The 22467-nt window shown below is 70.7% G+C and carries 18 protein-coding genes; 4 read left to right on the forward strand and 14 right to left on the reverse strand.

What is annotated here, in order from left to right; all coding sequences use genetic code 11:
- Positions 1 to 104 precede the first annotated feature (104 nt).
- The 13 genes from ACZ7L6_RS26470 to rsmH form a co-directional block, all read right to left on the reverse strand.
- Complete coding sequence (locus tag ACZ7L6_RS26470) at positions 105 to 824, reverse strand: YggS family pyridoxal phosphate-dependent enzyme (RefSeq protein WP_471927960.1); 720 nt, start codon at positions 822 to 824, stop codon at positions 105 to 107.
- A 6-nt stretch (positions 825 to 830) separates the two neighbouring features.
- The gene (pgeF, locus tag ACZ7L6_RS26475) at positions 831 to 1559 is read right to left on the reverse strand and encodes a peptidoglycan editing factor PgeF (protein ID WP_471927962.1); all 729 of its coding nucleotides are present in this window, start codon (positions 1557 to 1559) and stop codon (positions 831 to 833) included.
- Positions 1560 to 1569: 10 nt separating this feature from the next.
- Positions 1570 to 2766, reverse strand: coding sequence for a cell division protein FtsZ (gene ftsZ / locus ACZ7L6_RS26480; RefSeq protein ID WP_471927964.1), 1197 nt, complete (start codon positions 2764 to 2766; stop codon positions 1570 to 1572).
- A 287-nt stretch (positions 2767 to 3053) separates the two neighbouring features.
- Positions 3054 to 3848: a cell division protein FtsQ/DivIB gene (locus ACZ7L6_RS26485; protein ID WP_471927966.1), complete on the reverse strand. Its 795-nt coding sequence runs from the start codon at positions 3846 to 3848 to the stop codon at positions 3054 to 3056.
- Positions 3849 to 3873: 25 nt separating this feature from the next.
- On the reverse strand, positions 3874 to 4965 hold the full coding sequence (murG, locus tag ACZ7L6_RS26490; RefSeq protein ID WP_471927968.1) for an undecaprenyldiphospho-muramoylpentapeptide beta-N-acetylglucosaminyltransferase: 1092 nt from the start codon (positions 4963 to 4965) through the stop codon (positions 3874 to 3876).
- Positions 4966 to 4971: 6 nt separating this feature from the next.
- Positions 4972 to 6330: a putative lipid II flippase FtsW gene (ftsW, locus tag ACZ7L6_RS26495; RefSeq protein ID WP_471927970.1), complete on the reverse strand. Its 1359-nt coding sequence runs from the start codon at positions 6328 to 6330 to the stop codon at positions 4972 to 4974.
- Between the two features lie 112 nt (positions 6331 to 6442).
- The gene (gene murD / locus ACZ7L6_RS26500; RefSeq protein ID WP_471927972.1) at positions 6443 to 7867 is read right to left on the reverse strand and encodes a UDP-N-acetylmuramoyl-L-alanine--D-glutamate ligase; all 1425 of its coding nucleotides are present in this window, start codon (positions 7865 to 7867) and stop codon (positions 6443 to 6445) included.
- On the reverse strand, positions 7849 to 8922 hold the full coding sequence (gene mraY / locus ACZ7L6_RS26505; protein ID WP_471927974.1) for a phospho-N-acetylmuramoyl-pentapeptide-transferase: 1074 nt from the start codon (positions 8920 to 8922) through the stop codon (positions 7849 to 7851). The genes murD and mraY overlap by 19 nt, the downstream gene beginning before the upstream one ends.
- Positions 8919 to 10334, reverse strand: a complete 1416-nt coding sequence (locus ACZ7L6_RS26510) for a UDP-N-acetylmuramoyl-tripeptide--D-alanyl-D-alanine ligase (protein ID WP_471927976.1) — start codon at positions 10332 to 10334, stop codon at positions 8919 to 8921. Before ACZ7L6_RS26510 ends, mraY begins: the two co-directional genes overlap by 4 nt.
- 4 nt (positions 10335 to 10338) lie before the next feature.
- Positions 10339 to 11868: a UDP-N-acetylmuramoyl-L-alanyl-D-glutamate--2,6-diaminopimelate ligase gene (locus tag ACZ7L6_RS26515; RefSeq protein ID WP_471928125.1), complete on the reverse strand. Its 1530-nt coding sequence runs from the start codon at positions 11866 to 11868 to the stop codon at positions 10339 to 10341.
- Between the two features lie 180 nt (positions 11869 to 12048).
- A complete protein-coding gene (locus ACZ7L6_RS26520; protein WP_471927978.1) occupies positions 12049 to 14013 on the reverse strand; it encodes a peptidoglycan D,D-transpeptidase FtsI family protein in 1965 nt (654 codons plus the stop codon).
- 5 nt (positions 14014 to 14018) lie between these two features.
- Positions 14019 to 14630 carry a cell division protein FtsL gene (gene ftsL / locus ACZ7L6_RS26525; protein WP_471927980.1) on the reverse strand — a complete coding sequence of 204 codons (612 nt, stop codon included), beginning with the start codon at positions 14628 to 14630 and terminating at the stop codon, positions 14019 to 14021.
- 78 nt (positions 14631 to 14708) lie between these two features.
- Positions 14709 to 15665 carry a 16S rRNA (cytosine(1402)-N(4))-methyltransferase RsmH gene (rsmH, locus tag ACZ7L6_RS26530; protein ID WP_471927982.1) on the reverse strand — a complete coding sequence of 319 codons (957 nt, stop codon included), beginning with the start codon at positions 15663 to 15665 and terminating at the stop codon, positions 14709 to 14711.
- A 415-nt stretch (positions 15666 to 16080) separates the two neighbouring features.
- Between rsmH and ACZ7L6_RS26535 the strand changes: the two genes are divergently transcribed.
- The 4 genes from ACZ7L6_RS26535 (at position 16081) to ACZ7L6_RS26550 (ending at position 21707) form a co-directional block, all read left to right on the forward strand.
- Complete coding sequence (locus ACZ7L6_RS26535; protein WP_471927984.1) at positions 16081 to 16629, forward strand: beta-class carbonic anhydrase; 549 nt, start codon at positions 16081 to 16083, stop codon at positions 16627 to 16629.
- A 283-nt stretch (positions 16630 to 16912) separates the two neighbouring features.
- Positions 16913 to 17953: an AAA family ATPase gene (locus tag ACZ7L6_RS26540; RefSeq protein WP_471927986.1), complete on the forward strand. Its 1041-nt coding sequence runs from the start codon at positions 16913 to 16915 to the stop codon at positions 17951 to 17953.
- Positions 17953 to 19326 (forward strand): DUF58 domain-containing protein, encoded by a 1374-nt coding sequence (locus ACZ7L6_RS26545; RefSeq protein ID WP_471927988.1) that lies wholly within the window; start codon positions 17953 to 17955, stop codon positions 19324 to 19326. The genes ACZ7L6_RS26540 and ACZ7L6_RS26545 overlap by 1 nt, the downstream gene beginning before the upstream one ends.
- The gene (locus tag ACZ7L6_RS26550; RefSeq protein WP_471927990.1) at positions 19323 to 21707 is read left to right on the forward strand and encodes a transglutaminase TgpA family protein; all 2385 of its coding nucleotides are present in this window, start codon (positions 19323 to 19325) and stop codon (positions 21705 to 21707) included. The genes ACZ7L6_RS26545 and ACZ7L6_RS26550 overlap by 4 nt, the downstream gene beginning before the upstream one ends.
- A gap of 299 nt (positions 21708 to 22006) precedes the next feature.
- Here ACZ7L6_RS26550 and ACZ7L6_RS26555 read toward each other — a convergent pair whose 3' ends face one another.
- Positions 22007 to 22399: a DUF3040 domain-containing protein gene (locus ACZ7L6_RS26555; RefSeq protein WP_398821610.1), complete on the reverse strand. Its 393-nt coding sequence runs from the start codon at positions 22397 to 22399 to the stop codon at positions 22007 to 22009.
- Positions 22400 to 22467: the final 68 nt, after the last annotated feature.

Raw genomic sequence — 22467 nt, forward strand, 5'->3', positions numbered from 1 at the left:
GATCGACTGACGAATGCCAAATGCCCGCGATCCACGTGGTCGTTACGCCCGCCTTTCGGCGACATTGACCATATTTTCTGCTGTGGTCCGACTTCTTGGCGACGTTACCCGAGCCTGGGGCGGACTCCGAGTACCGCAGTGCCGACGCGCACATGTGTCGCACCGGCCGCCACGGCCTCTTCGAGATCCGCACTCATCCCTGCCGACACCATGTTCGCAGCCGGATGGGCTCGGCGCAGGTCGGTCGACAAATCCATCAACCGCTCGAACGCCGCCTGTTGGCGCCCCGCGTACTCCCCGGTGAGCGGAGCGACGGTCATGAGCCCGTCGAGCCGCAGCCCCGGAACCGTCGCTACGAGGTCGGCCAACTCCTCGACCCCGCCCGGCGCCACGCCACCCCTCTCACCCCTCTCGCGCTCCCCCGCATCCAGCGCCACCTGGATGAGGCAGCCCACCTCGCGCTCCTGCCGTACGGCCTCCTTCGACAGCGCCGTCACCAGCTTGGAACGATCGACGGACTGCACGAGATCCGCATAACCGACCACAGATCGAACCTTGTTGGTCTGCAGCTGGCCGACAAAATGCCAAGCAAGGGGCAGATCCGAGCATTCCGCAGCCTTCGGCGCCGCGTCCTGATCGCGGTTCTCGGCGACATGGCGCACACCGAGTTCCGACAGGATTCGCACATCGCTCGCGGGATAGGTCTTGGTGACCACGATCAGGGTCACCTCCTCGCGGGGGCGCCCGGCGGCCGCGCAGGCCGCGGCGATACGGTCCTCCACCTTCGCCAGATTCGCGGCGAGTTCGCCCTTACGGTCCGTCATGTCCATTCAGTCCAGCCAGACATAGCTCGCGAGCCGACCGGTCGTGCGGTCGCGGCGGTACGAGAAGTGGTCATCCGACTCCCGCGTGCACACCGGCGACTGCTCCCGGTCGCGCACGCCGAGCCGCGCGAGCTGCGCGTGCACCCCCGCGGTCACATCCACCGCCGGCGTGCCCCAACTCGTCTCGGCGTACGCCGCCGGCTCCACCGCGGCCACCTCGGCGCGCATTGCGTCCGGCACCTCGTAGCACCGGCCGCAGACGGCGGGGCCGGTGCGGGCGACGATCCGGGCGGGGTCGGCGCCCAGCTCGGTCATCGCGCGTAGCGCGGCCGGGACGACCCCGGCGACCATGCCGGGCCGTCCCGCGTGCGCGGCGGCGACGATCCCGGCGACCGGGTCGGCCAGCAGGACCGGCACGCAGTCGGCCGTGAGGACGGCGAGGGCGAGACCCCGCCGCGCCGTCACGATCGCGTCGACCTCCGGGACCGGACGATCACGCCATGGCCCGTCGACCATCGCGACGTCCGCCCCGTGCACCTGGTTCATCCAGACGACGTCACCCGGGTCGAGCCCGAGCGACTTGGCGGCGAGCTCGCGATTGGTCAGGACGGCGTCGGTGTCGTCGCCGACCGCCCCGCCGAGATTGAGCTCCTCATACGGAGCGGCGCTCACCCCGCCCCACCGGTCGGTGAAGGCGAAGTGCGCGCCGCTCACTGTGTCACGCTGTCCTATCACGTCAGAAGGATCACTTAAGGAAGTCCGGGACGTCCAGTTCCTCCGCCGCGCTGTCGGCGTAGGTCCGCGACGGCGGGACCGGCGGGGCGACCGGAAGGTCGGCCACCGGCTCGGGCTCCGGCTCCGGCTCCTCCTTCGGCTTGACGCTGCCGAGCGAGCCGAAGGACGGACGGCTCTCGGGCTGCCGTACCGGAGTGGGCTCCTCGCGGCGGGCCGACGACGAGGTGGAGCCGAGGACGTTGTCCCGGCGGGCCGGCGGCTGGCCCCCGTCGAAGCCGGCCGCGATCACGGTGACCCGGACCTCGTCGCCGAGGGCGTCGTCGATGACCGCGCCGAAGATGATGTTGGCCTCGGGGTGGGCGGCCTCGCTGACCAGCTGGGCGGCCTCGTTGATCTCGAACAGGCCGAGGTCGGAGCCGCCGGAGATGGAGAGCAGCACGCCCCGGGCGCCGTCGATGGACGCCTCCAGGAGCGGCGAGGAGATGGCCATCTCGGCGGCGGCCACCGCGCGGTCGTCGCCGCGGGCGGAGCCGATGCCCATGAGGGCCGAACCGGCTTCGGACATGACCGACTTGACGTCGGCGAAGTCGAGGTTGATCAGGCCCGGCGTGGTGATGAGGTCGGTGATGCCCTGGACACCGGAGAGGAGGACCTGGTCGGCCGACTTGAAGGCGTCGAGCACCGAGACCTGGCGGTCCGAGATGGACAGCAGCCGGTCGTTCGGGATGACGATGAGGGTGTCGACCTCTTCGCGGAGTTCGGCGATGCCGTCCTCGGCCTGGTTGGCGCGGCGGCGCCCCTCGAAGGTGAACGGGCGCGTGACCACACCGATGGTGAGGGCGCCGAGGGAGCGTGCGATGTTGGCCACGACGGGCGCCCCGCCGGTGCCGGTGCCGCCGCCTTCACCGGCCGTCACGAAGACCATGTCGGCCCCCTTGAGGACCTCCTCGATCTCCTCGCGGTGGTCCTCGGCGGCCTTGCGGCCGACGGCCGGGTTGGCTCCGGCGCCGAGTCCGCGGGTGAGTTCACGGCCGACGTCGAGCTTGACGTCGGCGTCGCTCATCAACAGAGCTTGCGCGTCGGTGTTGATAGCGATGAACTCGACGCCCTTGAGACCGACCTCGATCATCCGGTTGATGGCATTGACACCACCGCCGCCGACACCGATGACTTTGATGACTGCGAGGTAGTTCTGCGGTGCTGCCACGTCGAAGGCCTCTCGCCTCGAGTTACGGGTCGTCGGATCACGGGAAGCGGTGTGCTTCGTGAACCGGCGACTGATGCCGAATGGGACGGTCCGTAGCGCCGACCCGAACCCTAACCCTGAAGTTTAGGGTTACCAGTGTGTCTGTTCCTTGAAGTCTTCTGAACAGGACACTAAGTCGACAAGTGGCGCACGTTCAACGAACACGCCGAACCTCCCGTTTTTCTTTTCACCCTATGTGATCAGCCATGTCACTGCCCAACCAGGGTGCTGGCCTGCGCGGATGTGCGTCAACTCCCCGCTGACGCAGGGGCGGTGGGAACGCTGACGTCGAAGTACCGCGCGTCCGGCGAGGCTTTCATGAGAGCGGTGAGTGCGCGAGCCTTCGCGGCACCCTTCTCGCCACTCCCCCACCGGACGGTCCGGCCGTCGCCCAACTCCAGTGAGATGTCGTCGTAGGAACGGACCTTGACGACCTGGGTGGTGCGCGCGACGGCGGCCGGAATGGCGCGGGCGACCCGCACCGCCTCGCGCACCAGACGCTGCTCGCCGAAGCGGCGCAGGCTCGCGGCGGCGGAGCTCGACCGGGACAGCGCCAATTCCAGAGCGGGGACGCCTTTCGGAGCCTCGGAAACCGTGGCGAATCGGACACCTTCATCGTCTACTTCGATGAAGTTTCTTCCCTTTTGGACAATCAGAACCGGAGTCCGCTCCACCACTTTCAGGCCGATTCCATGCGGCCAGGCACGGACCACGTCAACCGCGTCAATTCGGGGCAATTTCCGGCGCAGCCGTGCCTCAATCGCATCGGTCTCGACGGAAATCAGCGGCGCCCCGACCGGGACGTCGGCGGCCTCCAGGACCTGCGCGGGCGTCAGAACCCGGGTGCCGGAGACCGATACGCGCTCGACGCGCAGCCATTGGGAGCCGTACAACGCCCAGACGGAGCCCCCGCCGAGGAGCACGAGGGTGACGGCAAGGATGATGATCATACGAAGGCGCAGCCTCAACCTCCGCCGGACCGGGGGCGGGTCGGACGACTCCTGCTGGCGTTCACCGCGCTCGGCGGTAGTCGGTCCGACCACGTCCCCTGCCTTCCGTCATACGGTCCTATCGACGGTGCGAGGCGATCGCCTCGTACACCATGCCGACGAGCAGGTCGTCGGCGTCCCGGCGGCCGAACTCGGCGGCGGCGCGGGACATCTCGTACAGCCGGTGCGGGTCGGCGAGCACGGGCAGGACGTTCTGCTGCACCCACTGGGGGGTGAGTTCCGCGTCGTCGACCAGCAGGCCGCCGCCGGCCTTGACCACCGGCTGGGCGTTGAGCCGCTGTTCGCCGTTGCCGATGGGCAGCGGGACATAGGCGGCCGGGAGTCCGACGGCGGAGAGTTCGGCGACGGTCATCGCGCCCGCGCGGCAGAGCATCATGTCGGCCGCGGCGTACGCGAGGTCCATCCGGTCCAGGTAACTTACCGGGATGTAGGGGGGCATTCCCGGCATCTGGTGCACCTGCGGCAGTTCGTTCTTCGGGCCGACCGCGTGCAGGATCTGGATCCCGGCCTGCTGCAGCCAGGGCGCGACCTGCTGGACGACCTCGTTGAGGCGGCGGGCGCCCTGGGAGCCGCCGGAGACCAGCAGCGTCGGCAGGTTCGGGTCGAGCCCGAACATCGCGCGGGCCTCGGGGCGGGCGGCGGCCCGGTCGAGGGTGGCGATGGTGTGGCGCAGGGGGATGCCGATGTAGCGGGAGTTGCGCAGCTTGCTGTCCGGAGTGGCGACGGCGACCTGGGCGGCGTACCGCGAACCGATCTTGTTCGCGAGGCCCGGGCGGGCGTTGGCCTCGTGGATGACGATCGGCACGCCGAGGCGCTTGGCGGCGAGGTAGCCGGGCAGGGCGACATAACCGCCGAAGCCGACGACGCAGTCCGCCTTCGTACGCTCCAGGATCTGCTCGGTCGCCTTGATCGTGCCGCGCAGCCGGCCCGGGACGGTGATCAGCTCGGGCGTCGGCTTGCGCGGCAGGGGTACGGCGGGGATCAGCGCGAGCTCGTAGCCCCGCTCGGGCACGAGCCGGGTCTCCAGGCCGCGCTCCGTGCCCAGGGCCGTGATCCCCACGGTCGGGTCCTGCCTGCGCAGGGCGTCCGCGAGGGCGAGCGCGGGCTCGATGTGGCCGGCGGTCCCCCCACCGGCGAGTACGACATGCACCGAAATTCACCGCTCTCCGGACGAACGCGCCGCCGAGGCACGCCGTCGCATCGTGTTCCATCTCCGAGGCTCCCGGCCGCAGCCGGCGCCTCCCGCACGCTTTCTACCAAAGCGGGGTTGCCGCGCAGAAAGCGCCGCCCGCGCAGCGGGCTCGTCGCGCGCGAAGGCGATCAGCAGCCCGATGGCGAACATGGTCGGCAGCAGGGCGGACCCTCCGTAGGAGAACAGCGGGAGGGGGACACCGGCGATCGGCAGCAGGCCGAGCACCGCACCGATGTTGATCACTGCTTGCGCGGTGATCCAGGTGGTCACGCCTCCCGCGGCGTACCTCACGAAGGGGTCCTCCGTGCGTCCGGCCACGCGGATACCCGCATAGCCTAGAGCCGCGAAGAGACCGAGCACCGACAGCGTCCCCGCCAGGCCCAGTTCCTCACCGGTGACGGCGAAGATGAAGTCGGTGTGGGCTTCGGGGAGTTGGCCCCATTTCTCCACACTCGCCCCGAGCCCGGAACCGAAGATTCCGCCCGAGGCGAGCGCATAGATGCCGTGCACGGCCTGCCAGCAGGTGTCACCCGGACCGGGGTCGGAGGCGCCGAGACACTGCAGGCGCGCCATGCGGTTCTCGCTGCTCTTGATGAGGGCCACCCCGATCAGCGCGGCGAACGACAGGACCCCCACGAACAGCCGGGTCGGCGCCCCCGCCAGCCACAGCAGGCCGAACAGGATCGCCGCCAGGATGATCGCCGTACCCATGTCGCCGCCGAGCATGATCAGTCCGAGCAGCATGAAGGCGACCGGAACCAGCGGGACCAGCATGTGCTTCCACTGCGTCAGCAGCTTCTTGTCCTGCTTGCGGGCGATCAGGTCGGCCCCCCACAGCACCAGGGCCAGCTTGCCGAACTCGCTGGGCTGGATCTGGAAGGAGCCGCCCAGGGCGATCCAGTTCTGGTTGCCGTTGACCGCGACTCCTATCCCGGGCACCTGCACCAGCGCCATGAGGAAGACGGCACCGGCGAGGATCGGGTAGGCGAGTGCCCGGTGCAGCTTCACCGGCATCCGGGAGGCGGCCAGCAGCAGCCCGGCACCGATCGCCGCGGCGAGCAGCTGCTTGCGGAAGAAGTACGACCCCGGCAGGGACATCTGCAGCGCGGTGATCTGGGAGGCCGAATAGACCATCACCAGACCGAGCACCGTGATCAGCAGGCTGCCGCCGAGGATCAGGTAGTACGCGGTCAGCGGCCGGTCCCACGCCCGGTGCACGCGCGTGTACAGCCGCCGTACCGGGTTGTCGTGCGGCGGCCCGGGTGGGGCGGGGCGGCGGACGGCCCGCTGCACGGGAGGCCCTCCCGTACGGCTACCGGGCATCGGCGCTCACCGCCTCGCCGTGGGCGTACGTACTGGCCGGCCACATCCGAGTCACGCGTCCCTCCACATCAGGCGGGGGTCCCGAAGCACCCGCAGTGGCCGAGACCCGGCGTCAGGCGCCCGCGCCGAGTTCGCGAACCGCCTCCGCGAACGCGTCACCGCGCTGGTTGTAGTTGGCGAACATGTCCATCGAGGCGCAGGCCGGGGCAAGGAGCACCGTGTCACCGGGCCGTGCGAGCCGCTTGGCCTCCTGGACTGCCGCGAGCATCGCCCCAGTGTCGGTCCGGTCGAGGTCGACGACGGGTACTTCCGGCGCGTGTCGCGCGAGGGCTTCCCGGATCAGGCCACGATCGGCACCGATGAGCACGACTCCGCGAAGGCGCTGTGCCGACTTGGCGACCAGCTCCTCGAAGACGGCGCCCTTCGCGAGCCCGCCCGCGATCCAGACGATGGACTCGTACGCCGCCAACGACGCTTCCGCCGCGTGCGTGTTGGTGGCCTTGGAGTCGTCGACGTACGCGACCCCGTCCACGTCCGCCACGTGCGCGATGCGGTGGGCGTCCGGGGTGAAGGCCCGCAGACCGTCGCGTACGGCCTTGGGGGGCACCCCGTAGGCCCGGGCGAGGGCCGCCGCCGCGAGGGCGTTGGCGATGTTGTGCGGGGCCGGCGGGTTGACGTCGGCGACCTCGGCGAGCTCCTGGGCGTTCTTCTGCCGGTTCTCGACGAAGGCGCGGTCGACGAGGATGCCCTCGACGACGCCGAGTTGGGAGGGGGCCGGGGTGCCGAGGGTGAAGCCGATGGCCCGGCAGCCCTCCTCGACGTCGGCCTCGCGGACCAGGTCCTCGGTGGCCTTGTCGGCGACGTTGTAGACGCAGGCGACGCGATTGCCCTCGTAGATACGGCCCTTGTCGCGCGCGTACGCCTCCATGGAGCCGTGCCAGTCGAGGTGGTCGGGGGCGAGGTTGAGCACGGCGGCGGAGTGGGCGCGCAGGGAGGGCGCCCAGTGGAGCTGGTAGCTGGACAGCTCCACGGCCAGGACGTCGTACTGCTCCTCGCCGAGCACGGCGTCGAGGAGCGAGATGCCGATGTTGCCGACGGCGGCCGTGCGCAGGCCTGCTGCCTTCAGGATCGACGCGAGCATCTGGACGGTCGTGGTCTTGCCGTTGGTGCCGGTGACGGCGAGCCAGGGCGCGGCGTCGGGGCCGCGCAGCTGCCAGGCGAGTTCGACGTCGCCCCAGACCGGTACGCCGGCTTCCTGAGCCGCCGCGAACAGTGGCTTGTCCGGCTTCCAGCCGGGCGAGGTGACGATCAGCTCGGTACCTTCGGGCAGGGTGTCCCCGTCACCGAGGCGGACGGCGATACCCAGGGCCTGAAGCTCCTCGGCCTGGGCACGCGCGCGTGCGTCGTCGCCGTCGTTGACGACGGTGACCTTCGCGCCGAGGCCGTGCAGCACCTTGGCCGCCGGGATGCCGGAGACGCCGAGCCCGGCGACGGTGACGTTCTTGCCCTGCCAGTCGGTCACTTGTCCGCTGCCCATCCTGCGTAGAAGAGGCCCAGTCCGACGATCACACAGATGCCCTGAATGATCCAGAAGCGGACCACGACGAGCACTTCTGACCAGCCCTTGAGTTCGAAGTGGTGCTGGAGTGGCGCCATGCGGAAGACGCGCTTGCCGGTGAGGCGGAAGGAGCCGACCTGGATGACCACCGACATGGTGATCAGCACGAAGAGGCCGCCGAGGATGGCGAGCAGCAGCTCGGTCCGCGAGCAGATGGCGAGACCCGCGAGCGCGCCGCCGAGGGCCAGCGAACCGGTGTCGCCCATGAAGATCTTGGCTGGCGAGGTGTTCCACCACAGGAAGCCGAGGCAGGCGCCCATCAGCGCCGAGGAGACGACCGCGAGGTCGAGGGGATCGCGCACCTCGTAACAGGCGCCCGGGTTGGCGAGCGTCTGGGCGTTGGCGCAGGACTCCTGGAACTGCCAGACGCCGATGAACGTGTACGCGCCGAAGACGAGCACCGAGGCGCCGGTGGCGAGGCCGTCCAGACCGTCGGTCAGGTTCACGCCGTTCGACATGGCGAGGATCATGAACAGCGCCCAGACGACGAAGATCACCGGGCCGATGGACCAGCCGAAGTCCTGCACGAAGGAGAGCTTCGTGGAGGCCGGGGTGTTGCCGCGGTTGTCCGCGAACTGCAGCGAGAGCACCGCGAAGGCGATACCGCCGAGCAGCTGGCCGGCCATCTTGGCCTTGGCCCGCAGACCCAGCGAGCGGCGCTTGACGATCTTGATGTAGTCGTCCAGGAAGCCGACCAGACCCATGCCGGCCATCAGACCGAGCACCAGGACGCCGGAGAACGTCGGCGGCTTGCCCGTGATCAGCTTGGACAGGAAGTAGGCGGCGATCGTGGCCAGGATGAAGGCGATACCGCCCATGGTCGGCGTACCGCGCTTGCTGTGGTGCTCGCGCGGGCCGTCGTCACGGATGTACTGGCCGTAGCCCTTGCGGGCCAGCAGCTTGATCAGCAGCGGGGTGCCGACCAGGGTCAGGAACAGACCGATGACACCCGAGAACAGGATCTGATTCATCATCGGGCGGCAACCTCACCCTCGGTACCGCCCGCGAGCAGCGCCTCGGCGACGCTCTCGAGGCCGACCGAACGGGACGCCTTCACGAGTACGACGTCCCCCGGGCGCAGCTCGCTGCGCAACAGGTCGACCGCCGCCTGTGCGTCGGACACGTGCACCGACTCCTCACCCCACGAACCCTCGTTATATGCGCCCAGTTGCAGCCAGGAGGCCTCGAGCCCCCCGACCGCGACGAGCTTGCTGACGTTGAGCCGGACGGCGAGCCGTCCGACCGCGTCGTGCTCGGCGAGCGCCTCGTCCCCGAGCTCGGCCATCTTGCCGAGCACCGCCCACGTACGGCGCCCCTTGCCCATGGCCGCAAGGGCACGCAGAGCGGCCCTCATGGACTCGGGGTTCGCGTTGTAGGCGTCGTTGACGACCGTCACGCCGTCCGGGCGCTCGGTGACCTCCATCCGCCAGCGGGAGAGGGAGCCCGCCTCGGAGAGCGCGGTGGCGATCTCTTCCGCGGACATGCCCAGCTCATGGGCGACGGCGGCCGCGGCGAGCGCGTTCGACACGTGGTGCTCACCGTACAGGCGCATGGTCACATCGCTTGCACCGGAGGGTGTGTGAAGAGTGAAAGCAGGCTGTCCGCTGTCCGTGAGTCTCACGTTCTCGGCGCGTACGTCCGCTTCGCCGGACTCTCCGAAAAGGATCACCTTCGCCTTCGTACGGGACGCCATGGCCCGTACGAGGGGATCGTCGGCGTTGAGGATCGCGGCACCGCCGTCCTCCGCCGACGGCAGTCCCTCGACGAGTTCCCCCTTGGCCTGCGCGATCTGCTCGCGGCCGCCGAACTCGCCGATGTGCGCGGTGCCGACGTTGAGTACGAGGCCGATCTTCGGGGGCGTCAGATCCGTGAGGTAGCGGATGTGGCCGATGCCGCGGGCGCCCATCTCCAGAACGAGGAACCGCGTCTCCGCGGTGGCGCTGAGGGCCGTGAGCGGGAGCCCGATCTCGTTGTTGAGCGAGCCCGGCGTCCACACGGTGGGCGCCTTGTGCTGGAGCACCTGGGCGATCAGGTCCTTGGTGCTGGTCTTGCCCGCCGAGCCGGTGAGGGCCACGAGGGTCGCGCCGAGCCGTCGTACGACATGACGGGCGAGCGCGCCGAGGGCCTTCTGGACGTCGGCCACGACGATCGCGGGCACGCCCACGGGACGCGAGGCGAGGACGGCGACGGCGCCCGCCGCCACGACCGCTTCCGCGAAGTCGTGGCCGTCCACGCGCTCACCGACGAAGGCGACGAAGAGACTGCCGGGCTCCACCTCGCGGGAGTCCCGGACGACGGATCCGGTGACCTCGACGGACGGATCCGGTATGTCGTACGTCTGCCCGCCGACGACTTCTGCGATCTCGGCGAGAGAGAGGGCGATCACAAGTTCATCCCTGGGTCTTCTGGATAGCTTCGCGAAGCACCTGGCGGTCGTCGAAGGGACGCACCACCCCGGCGATGTCCTGGCCCTGCTCATGCCCCTTGCCCGCGACCAGCACGGTGTCGCCGGGCTGTGCGCGGGCGACGGCTGCTGCGATCGCGGCGGCCCGGTCCTCGAAGACCTGGACCTCGCCACGCTCGTGTACTGGCACGGACGCCGCGCCCTGGAGCATGGTTGCGAGGATCGCGAGCGGGTCCTCGGAGCGGGGGTTGTCGGACGTCAGTACGGCCGTGTCGGCGAGCCGGGCAGCGGCGGCGCCCATCGGGGCGCGCTTGGTCTGGTCCCGGTCCCCGCCGCAGCCCAGCACCACGTGCAGCCTGCCCTCGGTGACCTTGCGGAGCGCCTTGAGTACCGATTCGACGGCGTCGGTCTTGTGGGCGTAGTCCACGACCGCGAGATACGGCTGCCCCGCGTCCACCCGCTCCAGCCGGCCCGGAACGCCCGGCACGGCGGCGATGCCGTCGGCGGCGGCCTGCGGGTCGAGGCCGGCGGCGGCCAGGGCGACGATCGCGGCGAGGGTGTTCGCCACGTTGAAGGGGCCCGCGATCGGCGACCTGGCGGCGATCCGCTCGCCCTTGGGGCCGATCACGGTGAACGTCGAGTCCATGGGGCCGATCTCCACGTCCTCGGCACGCCAGTCGGCGTCGGGGTGGCCCTCGGCGGAGAAGGTGACGACCGGCACCGTGGCTTCCTTGGCGAGCCGGCGGCCGTACTCGTCGTCGAGGTTGACGACGCCGAGTTTGCTGCGTTTCGGCGTGAACAGCTGCGCCTTGGCCCGGAAGTAGTCCTCCATGTCGGAGTGGAACTCCATGTGTTCCGGGCTGAGGTTGGTGAACACGGCGATGTCGAAGACGCAGCCGTCGACCCGGCCGAGGACCAGCGCGTGGCTGGAGACCTCCATGGCGACCGCCTCGACGCCGCGTTCGCGCATGACGGCGAACAGGGCCTGGAGGTCGGTGGCTTCCGGGGTGGTGCGCTCGGACTTGATGCGCTCGTCGCCGATGCGCATCTCGACCGTGCCGATCAGGCCGGTCGCGCGGGCCGTCTTGAGGCCGCCCTCGACCAGGTACGCGGTGGTGGTCTTGCCGGAGGTGCCGGTGATGCCGATCTGCAGCAGGTCGCGGCCGGGGTGGCCGTAGATCGTGGCCGCCAGTTCGCCCATCCGGCCCCGCGGGTCCTCGACGACCAGGACCGGGAGGCCGGTCGCGGCGGCGCGCTCGGCACCGGTCGGGTCGGTCAGCACGGCGGCCGCGCCGAGGCCGGCGGCCTGCGTGACGAAGTCGGCGCCGTGCAGGCGGGCGCCCGGGAGGGCGGCGTACAGGTCGCCGGGGCGGACGGCGCGCGAGTCATGGGTGATGCCCGTGACCTCGGCGGCGCTCTCCGCGGGTTCCAGCGCGGGGGCACCCAACTGGTCGGCAAGTTCCGCGAGGGGTGTGGCGGAGAGCTGCGCCGGCCTGGGCGGCCCCGGATACGTCACGGGATGCCCCTTCTGGGTGGTTTGGGACTGATCAGCGTGTGGCACGGCGGTGAGCGTACCGGGCGCACCGGCTTCGGAGCGAAGTGAGGGGCGGGGCATGCCCTGGTTTCCGGAGTCGGGAGTGATCGTTGTCACGAGGTGGTTCCTGGCTGCTCGGTGCTGATCAGTGGGTCGGTCGGGTCAGGGCTTGTAGCTGACGGGGAGCTTCGCGGACTTGGCGCCGGTCGGCGGGACCTGGAGGGTTTTCAGCGCGAACTCCATGACTTTCTTGTAGATGGGTCCGCAGATCTGGCCGCCGAAGTAGTTGCCGGCGGTGGCGTTCTGGATCGCGCAGTAGACCGTCACACGGGGCTTGTCGGCGGGTGCGAAGCCGGCGAACGACGACGTGTAGCCGCGGTACCTGCCGGTGGCCGGATCCACGCGGTTCGCCGTACCTGTCTTGCCCGCGACCCGGTAGCCGGGGATGCGCGCCTTGGTGCCGGTGCCCTCCTCGTCGTCCACGACCGACTCCAGCATCTGGGCCAGGGTCCTGGCCGTCTTGGCGCTGATGACCCTGGTCTTCTTGGGCTTCGGGGCGGGCGTGAACTGCCCGTCGGGCCCCTTGGTGCCCCGCACGAGCGTGGGCTCGACGCGTACGCCGCCGTTGGCGACCGTCGAGTAGACGGAGGCCGCCTGCATCGCGTTGATGGACACGCCCTGGCCGAAAGGAATCGTGTACTGCTGCGAGGTCGACCAGGTGTTCGGGGCGGCGAGGATGCCCGGGGTCTCGCCCGGGAAGCCGAGCCCGGTGGGGCTGCCGAAGCCGAACTTGCGCAGGTAGGTGTAGAGGATCCGGTTGGACTGCTTCTGTGTCTTGCCCAGCTGGCCGGTGGCCAGGATGGTGCCGATGTTGCTGGACTTCGCGAGGACGCCATTGAGCGTCAGGTACCAGGTGGGGTGGTCGATGTCGTCCTTGAAGAGCCGGTCGCCGCGGTGCAGCCGGTTGGGCACGACGACGCTCGTGAGGGGCGTGGCCACGCCCTCCTCCAGTACGGCGGCCATCGAGATGACCTTCGCGGTGGAGCCGGGCTCGTAGGCGTCCTGGACGGCCGCGTTGCCCATGTTCGCGGCGCTGGCCTCGGAGAGGTCGTTCGGGTCGAAGCCGGGCGAGTTGGCCATCGCGAGGATCTGGCCGGTGCGGGTGTCCTGGACGATCACATAGCCGCGGTCCGCCTTGGACTTCGCCACCTGCTCGCTGATCGCGTTCTGCGCGGCCCACTGGATGTCGCGGTCGATGGTGAGCTCGACGTCGCTGCCGGGTACGGCGGGCGTCTCGGTGGATCCGACGGTGGGCACCTGACGGCCGCCGGACTGGGCGTAACGGATTTCGCCGTCCTTGCCCGCCAGCTCCTTGTTCAGCTGTTGCTCGACGCCGCCGCCGCCCTTGCCGTCGGCGTTGACCCAGCCCAGTATCCCGGCGGCGAGGTCGCCGTTCGGGTACACGCGCTTGCTGCTGGCGACCGAGAGGACGCCCGCGAGGACGTTGACCGTGCTCTTGTCCTTCTCGGCCTTGGTGGCCAGCGCTGTCTTGAGGTCCTTGATCTGCTTCCAGACCTGCGGGGTCTGGCGGCGTGCCAGCAGCGTGTAGCGCGAGTTCTTGTTCTCGGGCCGCAGCTTCCGGACGATCGTGTCCTGCTGCTGGCCGAGGATCGGCGCGAGGAGGGCGGCCGCCTGCTCGGGGCCGTCGTCGATCTTCAGCTGCTCGCGGCTGAACAGCGTGGGGTCGGCCGTGATGTCGTACGCGTCCACGCTGGTCGCGAGCTCCACGCCGTTGCGGTCGGTGATGCCGCCGCGCTCGGCGGCCAGGGTGTAGCCGACGTAGCGGTTCTTCTCGGCCTTGGCCGCGTAGGTGCTCGCGTCGACGCCCTGCACCTGGAGCAGCCGTACGACGAAGGCGAGCAGGACGAGGGTCAGGGCGAGGCTGACCATGCGCAGCCGGGGGCGGGGGCTGCCCAGCCGGATCGTGCGGACCGCGGGGCGGGGTGCCGGGCGGCGGGCCGGGCGGGCGCCGGGGCCCGGGCGCCGCTGGGCGCCGCCGGAGCGGGCGGGCTTCGCGGGACCGGGCACGCGGCGGCGCGGCGGTTGCCTCGGTGAACTTTCGACCACTTCCGTCACCTGCCGGGATTCGCGTACGGGGAGGACTGGGCGAACGGGGTGGATGGTGGAGCGGGGGGCGCGTACTGCGGCGTGGTGGGCGTGACCTCGGGGGACGCGTACCGAGGCTCGGCGGGAGGGGCCCCGGCGGCCGGCGCGGTGGGCAGCGGGCTGGGGGTCACTCCGGTCGGCGGGGGCGCCGTGGGCTCGCTGACGAGGGACTCGGGGGCGAGGACGAGAGGGGTGTACGCGGAGGTCTGGTCCTCGGGCGCGGGGCTGGGGACGCCCTTGACCGTGCCGTCGGGGTCGAGGAAGGCGGGGTCGCCGCCGGGGACCATGCCGAGTTCGCGGGCGCGGCGCTGGAGGGCGTCGGGGGCGGAGTAGGCGTCGATGTCCCGCTGGAGGGACTGCTCCTCGTCGGTGAGGGACTTGGTGTCCTTCTTCAGGTCGTCGAGTTTGAACGCGCCTTCACTCAGGGCGGAGTTCAACATGAGGAGCCCGATCAGGCCGCCGCCCAGGAGAAGGACGACGAGGAGGACGAAAGGCGTGCGGGCCGCTCGTGCCCGCCCTGCGGGGATGAGCCGCGCGAGCCTGGCGGCACGCCCCCTCAGTTCGGGTTTCCTACTCACTCACCCTCCCCCGGGTCCGGTTTTCCAACTCATGGGTTCGAATCCTGGACCCGGACGCCCGCCCTTGCCTCACGGCCCTCATTCGATGGACTCCCTGATGCGCTCGGCCCCACGCAGGCGCGCAGGTGCCGCGCGCCGGTTCTCGGCGACCTCTTCCTCGGTGGGAAGTTCGGCACCTCGCGTCAGCAGCTTGAGCCGTGGCTGGTAACGCTCGGGTACGACGGGCAGCCCGGGCGGCGCGGTGCTGGCGGCGCCTGCCGCGAACACCTGCTTGACCAGCCGGTCCTCCAGCGAGTGGTACGACAGGACGGCGATCCGTCCGCCGACGGCGAGGGCCTCCACGGCGGCCGGGATCGCCCGCTCCAGGACGGAGAGCTCGCCGTTGACCTCGATGCGCAGCGCCTGGAAGGTGCGCTTGGCCGGATTGCCGCCGGTGCGCTTGGCGGCCTGCGGAAGGGCGTCGCGGATCAGCTCCACGAGCCGGGCGCTGTTGCTGAACGGCTCCTTCTGCCGTTCCCGCACGATCGCGGCCACGATCCGCTTGGCCTGCTTCTCCTCGCCGTACGCGCGCAGGATCCGCACCAGCTCACCGGCCGGGTAGGTGTTGAGGACCTCGGCGGCGCTGATGCCGGTCGTCTGGTCCATGCGCATGTCCAGGGGGGCGTCCTGGGCGTAGGCGAAGCCGCGGTCGGCCTCGTCGAGCTGCATGGAGGAGACGCCGAGGTCGAACAGGACGCCCTGCACGCGCGCGATGCCGAGCCTTTCCAGGACCTCCGGGAGCTCGTCGTACACGGCGTGCACGAGGGTCGCGCGCTCGCCGTACGGCGCGAGCCGCTCGCCGGACAGGCGCAGGGCCTCCTTGTCGCGGTCCAGGGCGACGAGCCGGGCCTCGGGGAACTGCGTCAGAAGGGCCTCGCTGTGGCCGCCGAGGCCGAGCGTGCAGTCGACGACCACCGCTCCCGGCCGCTGCAGGGCGGGGGCCAACAGGTCCAGGCACCGCTGGAGCATCACCGGGACATGTCGACTCTGGCTCAAGGGGCCCTCTCAGATCCGACGGGCCCGTACGCACTGCCGGGTCCCCGCCCGCTCGTGAAGGGGAGGCCTGCCGGCGCCGAGAGCGTCAGCCGACCGGGAGCGGGAGGAGGCCGAGCCGTACGTACGCGCCGCGCACGCGGGGAGATCCGGAAAATCGCCGGGGTCTCCGGGAAAATCACAGCAGGGAGAGCCACCCCTCCCGCTTCGCGTCACTTTAGTCCACCGTGTCGCGCGGTCAATCAACCGGCCTGCGCGTCGCCGATTCGGGTTCGGACGAAGCCGCTGGGCCCGGAAAATCGCCCGTATGGGCGCACTCACGCCACCCCTGTGGGTTAGCTCACAACAAGGCGCGATGGCGTTCTTTGTCCCCTCTCACAACGCGACGCCCCCGGCCGTGACCAGTACCGTCATGGGTATGACGACTTCTGCATCGGTTCCCGCTGGTCCTGAAGGCGCGATAGCCCCCCGTGGCACGGTCATCGACCGTCTTGTCGAGGCGAACGAGCAGTACGCCGCCGCCTTCACCGACCCCGGCATGGACGCCCGCCCCGTGCTCCACGTCGCCATCGTCGCCTGCATGGACGCCCGACTCGACCTGCACGCCGCGCTCGGTCTGGAGCTCGGCGACTGTCACACCATCCGCAACGCGGGCGGTGTCGTCACCGACGACGTGATCCGCTCGCTCACCATCAGCCAGCGCAAGCTCGGCACCCGCAGCATCGTTCTGATCCACCACACCGGCTGCGGTCTGGAGGCGATCACCGAGGACTTCCGCACCGACCTGGAGATGGAGGTCGGCCAGCGGCCCGCGTGGGCGGTGGAGGCCTTCCGGGACGTCGACCAGGACGTACGGCAGTCGATGCAGCGCGTGCGGACCTCGCCGTTCCTGCTGCACACCGACGACGTGCGGGGCTTCGTGTTCGACGTGAAGACGGGTCTGCTGCGCGAGATCGACCCCGCCTGAGCGTGGTGCCGCCCACCCCTGCATGACCTCGCGCGGAGCCGCGTAACCATCCGCCGTAGCTGTCGTTCCGCTGTCAATTTGAGCTCTGGCGTGCCCAAAAGGCCGTAAGACCCGACATATCGCAGGCAGTTGTCCACAGGCGAGTGACACGAATCGGTAACGGCAGCAAGAATGCGGGTGTGGCAACACGCGGAACTTTTCACGCGTGGTGTCCGTGTTCCAGGGGTGGGCCGGTCCGCGTGACAGAGCGTCGGCCCGGAAAGAACGGGCCGAGGAGGGCCGGGTGACGACCTATGACGATCGAGCGAGCCTCACTGATCTGACCGCCACTGTGGAGCGAGTCCGCAGTTCGGTGGAGGGTGTGATCGAGGGCAAGCCCGAGGTCGTACGGCTTTCGCTGACCGTACTGCTCGCCGAGGGACATCTTCTGATCGAGGATGTTCCCGGCGTGGGCAAGACAATGCTCGCCAAGACGCTGGCGCGGTCCATCGACTGCTCGGTGCGGCGTATCCAGTTCACGCCCGACCTGCTGCCGTCGGACATCACGGGTGTGTCCATCTGGGACCAGCAGCGCAAGGACTTCGAGTTCAAGCCCGGCGCGATCTTCGCCCAGATCGTGATCGGTGACGAGATCAACCGCGCCTCGCCGAAGACGCAGTCCGCGCTGCTGGAGTCCATGGAGGAGCGCCAGGTCACGATCGACGGCCAGACCTATGAGCTGCCGAGCCCCTTCATGGTGGTGGCCACGCAGAACCCGGTCGAGATGGAGGGCACCTACCCGCTGCCCGAGGCCCAGCGCGACCGCTTCATGGCCCGTGTCTCCGTCGGCTACCCCAGTGTGGAGGCCGAGCTGCAGATGCTGGACGTGCACGGCGGCGTCTCGCCGCTGGAGGACCTCCAGCCGGTGGCCCACGCGCACGACATCGTGAAGCTGATCGAGGCCGTCCGCGGCGTCCACGTCGCCGAGCCGGTCCGCCGGTACGCGGTGGAGCTGGTCGCGGCCACGCGCACCCACCCCGACCTCAGACTCGGCGCCTCCCCGCGCGCGACGCTGCACCTGCTGCGCGCGGCGAAGGCATCGGCGGCCCTGAGCGGCCGGGAGTACGCGCTGCCGGACGACGTACAGGCCCTCGCGGTGGCCGTCCTGGCCCACCGTCTGCTGCCCACCGCACAGGCCCAGCTCAACCGCCGTACGTCCGAACAGGTCGTCCAGGAGATCCTGCAGCGCACCCCGGTGCCCGCCGCGCCGCAGCAGCAGAGCGGCTTCGGCGGCCTGGGCCGCGGCACAGCGGCCTACGGCCAGCAGCCGCCCCGGAGGCTGTGATGACCTCCGGCAGTACGGGCCAGGCCGAGGCGGACCGGGGCGAGAAGGGCGGGCTGCGCACGGCACTGACCGGTCTGACCACCCGCGGCCGGTCCTTCCTGGCCGCCGGCGTCGCGGCCGCCGTGTGCGCCTATGTCCTCGGCCAGAGCGACCTGCTGCGCGTCGGGCTGCTGCTCGCCGTGCTGCCCCTGATCTGCGCGACCGTGCTGTACCGCACCCGCTACCGGGTCGCGGGCAGCCGACGGCTCTCCCCCGCGCGCGTGCCCGCGGGCAGCGAGGCCCGCGTGCATCTGCGGATGGACAACGTCTCGCGGCTGCCCACGGGCCTGCTGATGCTGCAGGACCGGGTGCCGTACGTCCTCGGCCCGCGCCCCCGTTTCGTGCTGGACCGGGTGGAGCCGGGCGGTCGCCGTGAGGTGTCCTACCGGGTGCGCTCCGACCTGCGCGGCCGCTATCCGCTGGGCCCGTTGCAGCTGCGCCTGACCGACCCGTTCGGCATGTGCGAGCTGACCCGGTCCTTCTCGACGTACGACACCCTGACCGTCATCCCGCGCGTGGAGCCGCTGCCGCCGGTCCGCTTCAGCGGGGAGGCGAAGGGATACGGAGACGGGCGGCAGCGCTCCCTCGCGCTGGCCGGCGAGGACGACGTGATCCCGCGCGGGTACCGCTACGGCGACGACCTGCGCCGCGTGCACTGGCGCTCCACCGCGCGCTACGGCGAGCTGATGGTGCGCCGCGAGGAGCAGCCGCAGCGCTCCCGCTGCACGGTGCTGCTGGACACCCGGGGCCTGGCCTTCCATGGCGCGGGCCCCGACTCGGCCTTCGAGTGGGCCGTGTCGGGCACCGCGTCCGTGCTGGTCCACATGCTCGAACGGGGCTTCTCCGTGCGGCTGCTGACCGACACCGGCAACTCGGTGCCCGGCGAGGGCGCCGACGGGTTCGCGGGCGCGAGCCAGGAGTCGGCGGACGCGGCCGGGCTGATGATGGACACCCTCGCGGTGATCGACCACTCCGACGGTACGGGTCTGTCCCGGGCGTACGACGTGCTGCGCGGCGGCAACGAAGGGCTGCTCGTCGCCTTCTTCGGCGGCCTCGACGAGGAGCAGGCGGCGGTGGCCGCCAAGATGCGGCAGCGCAGCGGCGGCGCCGTGGCCTTCGTGCTGGACGGCGACGGGTGGGGGCGGGAACCGACCGATGTGGCCGGTCCGTTGAACAGGAGCGAGGAGCGGCTGCGGATGCTGCGGGAGGCGGGCTGGACGGCCCTGAGCGTGCCGCGGGGCGCTTCGCTGAACGAGCTGTGGCGCCAGGCGGACCGAGCGCGTACGGACGCCGCCGCGATCAGTGGCGCGCGGGGTGAGGGGGGACCGGCATGAGCGGGCGGACACGCATGGCGCTGAGCGCCGCGGCGGCCACCCTGATGGCGTCGTGCGCCCTGCTGCCCCTGGTCTCCCCGGCCACCTGGCTGGTGCAGGCGATCTTCCTGCTGGCGATCCAGACGGGCGTGGGCATGGCGACCCGCCGGGTGCCGCTGGCGCGGCCCCTGACGGTCGCGGCGCAGGCCCTCGTCGCCCTGATGCTGCTGACCCTGACCTTCGCCAACCAGCAGGCGATCCTCGGAGTGATCCCCGGCCCGGAGGCCTTCCGACACTTCGCCGACCTGCTGCAGGCCGGTGCGGACGACGTCAGCCGGTACTCGATCCCGGCGCCGCTGTCGGACGGCATCCGCCTCATGCTCATCGGCGGCGTCCTGATCATCGGCCTCGCGGTCGACACCCTGGCGGTGACCTTCCGCAGCGCCGCCCCGGCCGGGCTGCCGCTGCTCGCCCTGTACTCCGTGGCCGCGGGGCTGTCCGACGGCGGCGCCGACTGGCTGTGGTTCCTGGTCGCCGCGGCGGGCTATCTGATGCTGCTGCTGGCCGAGGGCCGCGACCGGCTCTCGCAGTGGGGCCGGGTCTTCGGCGGGGCGCCACGCACGCCGGGCGGGGAGCCGAGCGGCGCGGTGGCGCCGGTCCGCACAGGGCGGCGCATCGGTGTGGTCGCCCTGGGCGTGGCCCTGGCGGTGCCGCTCGCCCTGCCCGCCATGAACGGCGGTCTGCTGGACGCGGCGGGCACGGGTGTGGGCTCGGGAAGCGGCAGCGGGGGCACGATCTCCGCGGTGAACCCGCTGGTGTCGCTGCGTGACAGTCTGAACGTGGACGAGGACCGCGAGGTCATGTCCCTGAAGACCAACACGAAGGACCTCTCCAACCTGTACCTGCGGATCGTTTCGCTGGACGACTTCGACGGGACCACCTGGCAGCCGTCGAAGCGCAGCATCGAGTCGGTGCCGGGCGAGTTCCCGACGCCCATGGGCCTCGGCCCCGACGTGCGGCGTGCGGAGATCGAGACGACGATCTCGGCCGCGGACTGGTACGCCCAGAACTGGCTGCCGATGCCGTACCCGCCGAGCGGCGTGAACATCGACGGCAACTGGCGCTACGAGCCGCTGGGCATGACGGTCGTCGGCGACCGCCGCCAGACCACACGCGGGGTGACGTACACCGTGCGCAGCCTCGATGTGCAGCCGACGGCCGAGCAGCTGGCGAACGCCTCGGAACCGCCCGCCGCCCTGAAGCGCGAGTTCACCGAGCTGCCCGACTCGATGCCCGCGGTGGTGGCCGAGACCGCGCGTGAGGTCACCAAGGGCGCGACCAGCCACTACGAGCAGGCGGTCAAACTGCAGGAGTACTTCGCCGTGACAGGCGGGTTCCAGTACGACACCAACGTCAAGGTCGGCAGCGGCCGACAGGCGATCGCCCGGTTCCTGAAGGACAAGCAGGGCTTCTGCGTCCACTTCTCCTTCGCGATGGCGGCGATGGCCCGCTCGCTGGACATACCGGCCCGGGTCGCGGTGGGCTTCGCGCCCGGCACCCCGCAGGGCGACAGCTCGGTCTCGGTGGGCTTGAGGGACGCGCACGCCTGGCCCGAGCTGTACTTCGAGGGCGTGGGCTGGACCCGCTTCGAGCCGACGCCGACCCGTGGCTCCGTCCCGTCGTACACCCGGTCGGACACGACCGGCTCGACCCTTCCCGACGTGGTGCGGCCCTCGCAGTCGGCGAGCACCGGGCCCTCCGCCTCGCCCTCGGCGAGCCAGAGCTGCGTGGGGCAGAACCGGGAGCTGTGCGCGAGCGAGTCCCCTCAGGCCGCGCTGCCCACGGATGACGACGGCCCGAAGTGGTACGCCGTCCTGGCGTGGGTGCTCGGCGGGCTTGCGGCGCTGCTGATCCCGTTGGCGCCGATGCTGTGGCGGCTGCGGACGCGGGCGGTACGGCTGGGAGGGCACGGCCGCACGGAAGCGGACATTTCTCTGCACACGATGGCGGTCTGGCAGGAACTGACCGACATCGCCTGGGACTTCGGCATCCCGCCGGACGACTCCCAGACCCCCCGCAAGACGGCCGCCCGCATCGTCCGGCTCGGCCGGCTCGACCCACCGGCCGCGGGCTCCGTGCACCGCATCGCCGACGCGGTGGAACAGGTCCTCTACGCCCCCAGCCCCCACCCGGTGGCCGGCCTCGCGGAGGACGTCCGCCGCGTCCTGTCCGACCTCGAGGCCAAGGTCAGCCGGCCGACGAGGGTGCGTGCCCTGCTGGCCCCACGGTCCAGCGTGCGGGTGACGTGGGCCTTGTCGGACTGGTGGAGCGCCCTCCAGCAACGCGCTGCCGCCGCCCGGCCGACATGGCGCAAGCCGTCCGCGTCCGGTCAGCGGGGGTGAGGGCTCGGCGCCAGGACACGGACGGCTTGCGCCGGCTTGTTCTGGCGCCCACGAGCTCGAGACCCTGGGTTCGACGGCGGCTACGGGTGGTGCGTGGCTGATCGCGCAGTTCCCCGCGCCCCTGGAGGGCGTTGCAGCGCCGTCCGCTGTTCAGGCCCCGCAGCGCGCTGGGTGGCTCCGGTCCGCAGACACCCGGGTCGGGGAACTACTCGGAGCAGGAGGACCGAGGTCATGCATCAGGGGGTGACCACCCGTCCGGTGGTCACCCCCTGATGCAGGTTCGGGAGCTGTTCGTCGAGCTAATGGCCGCCCTGTTCGTCGCGGCGGCGCTGCCAGCGCTCCTCGATGCGGTCCATCATGGAGCGCTTCTGGCGTGGCTGACGGCGGGCGTGCGGGCCGGCGGCGGGCTGTTCGCCCGGCTTCGGGGCCTTGCGCCAACCGGTCACCGCCAGAACCGCGCAGCCCAGCATGACGAGGAAGCCCACCACACTCAGCCAGACCTGCTTGGCGACCATTCCAGCCATGAGGAGCGCGATACCCACGAGGAAGCCCGCGACCGCCTGGTAGACCCGCCGCCGGGTGTACGTACGCAGCCCGCTTCCCTCAAGCGCCGACGCGAACTTGGGATCTTCGGCGTACAGCGCTCGCTCCATCTGCTCGAGCATTCGCTGCTCGTGCTCCGAGAGCGGCACGGAGTCCTCCTCATCGTGCAGTCGCCGGGGCGACCCGGGGGGTCCCTTCAGGATAGGCAGGGAATCGC

This window comes from Streptomyces sp. NPDC107522 (genome assembly GCF_055657525.1).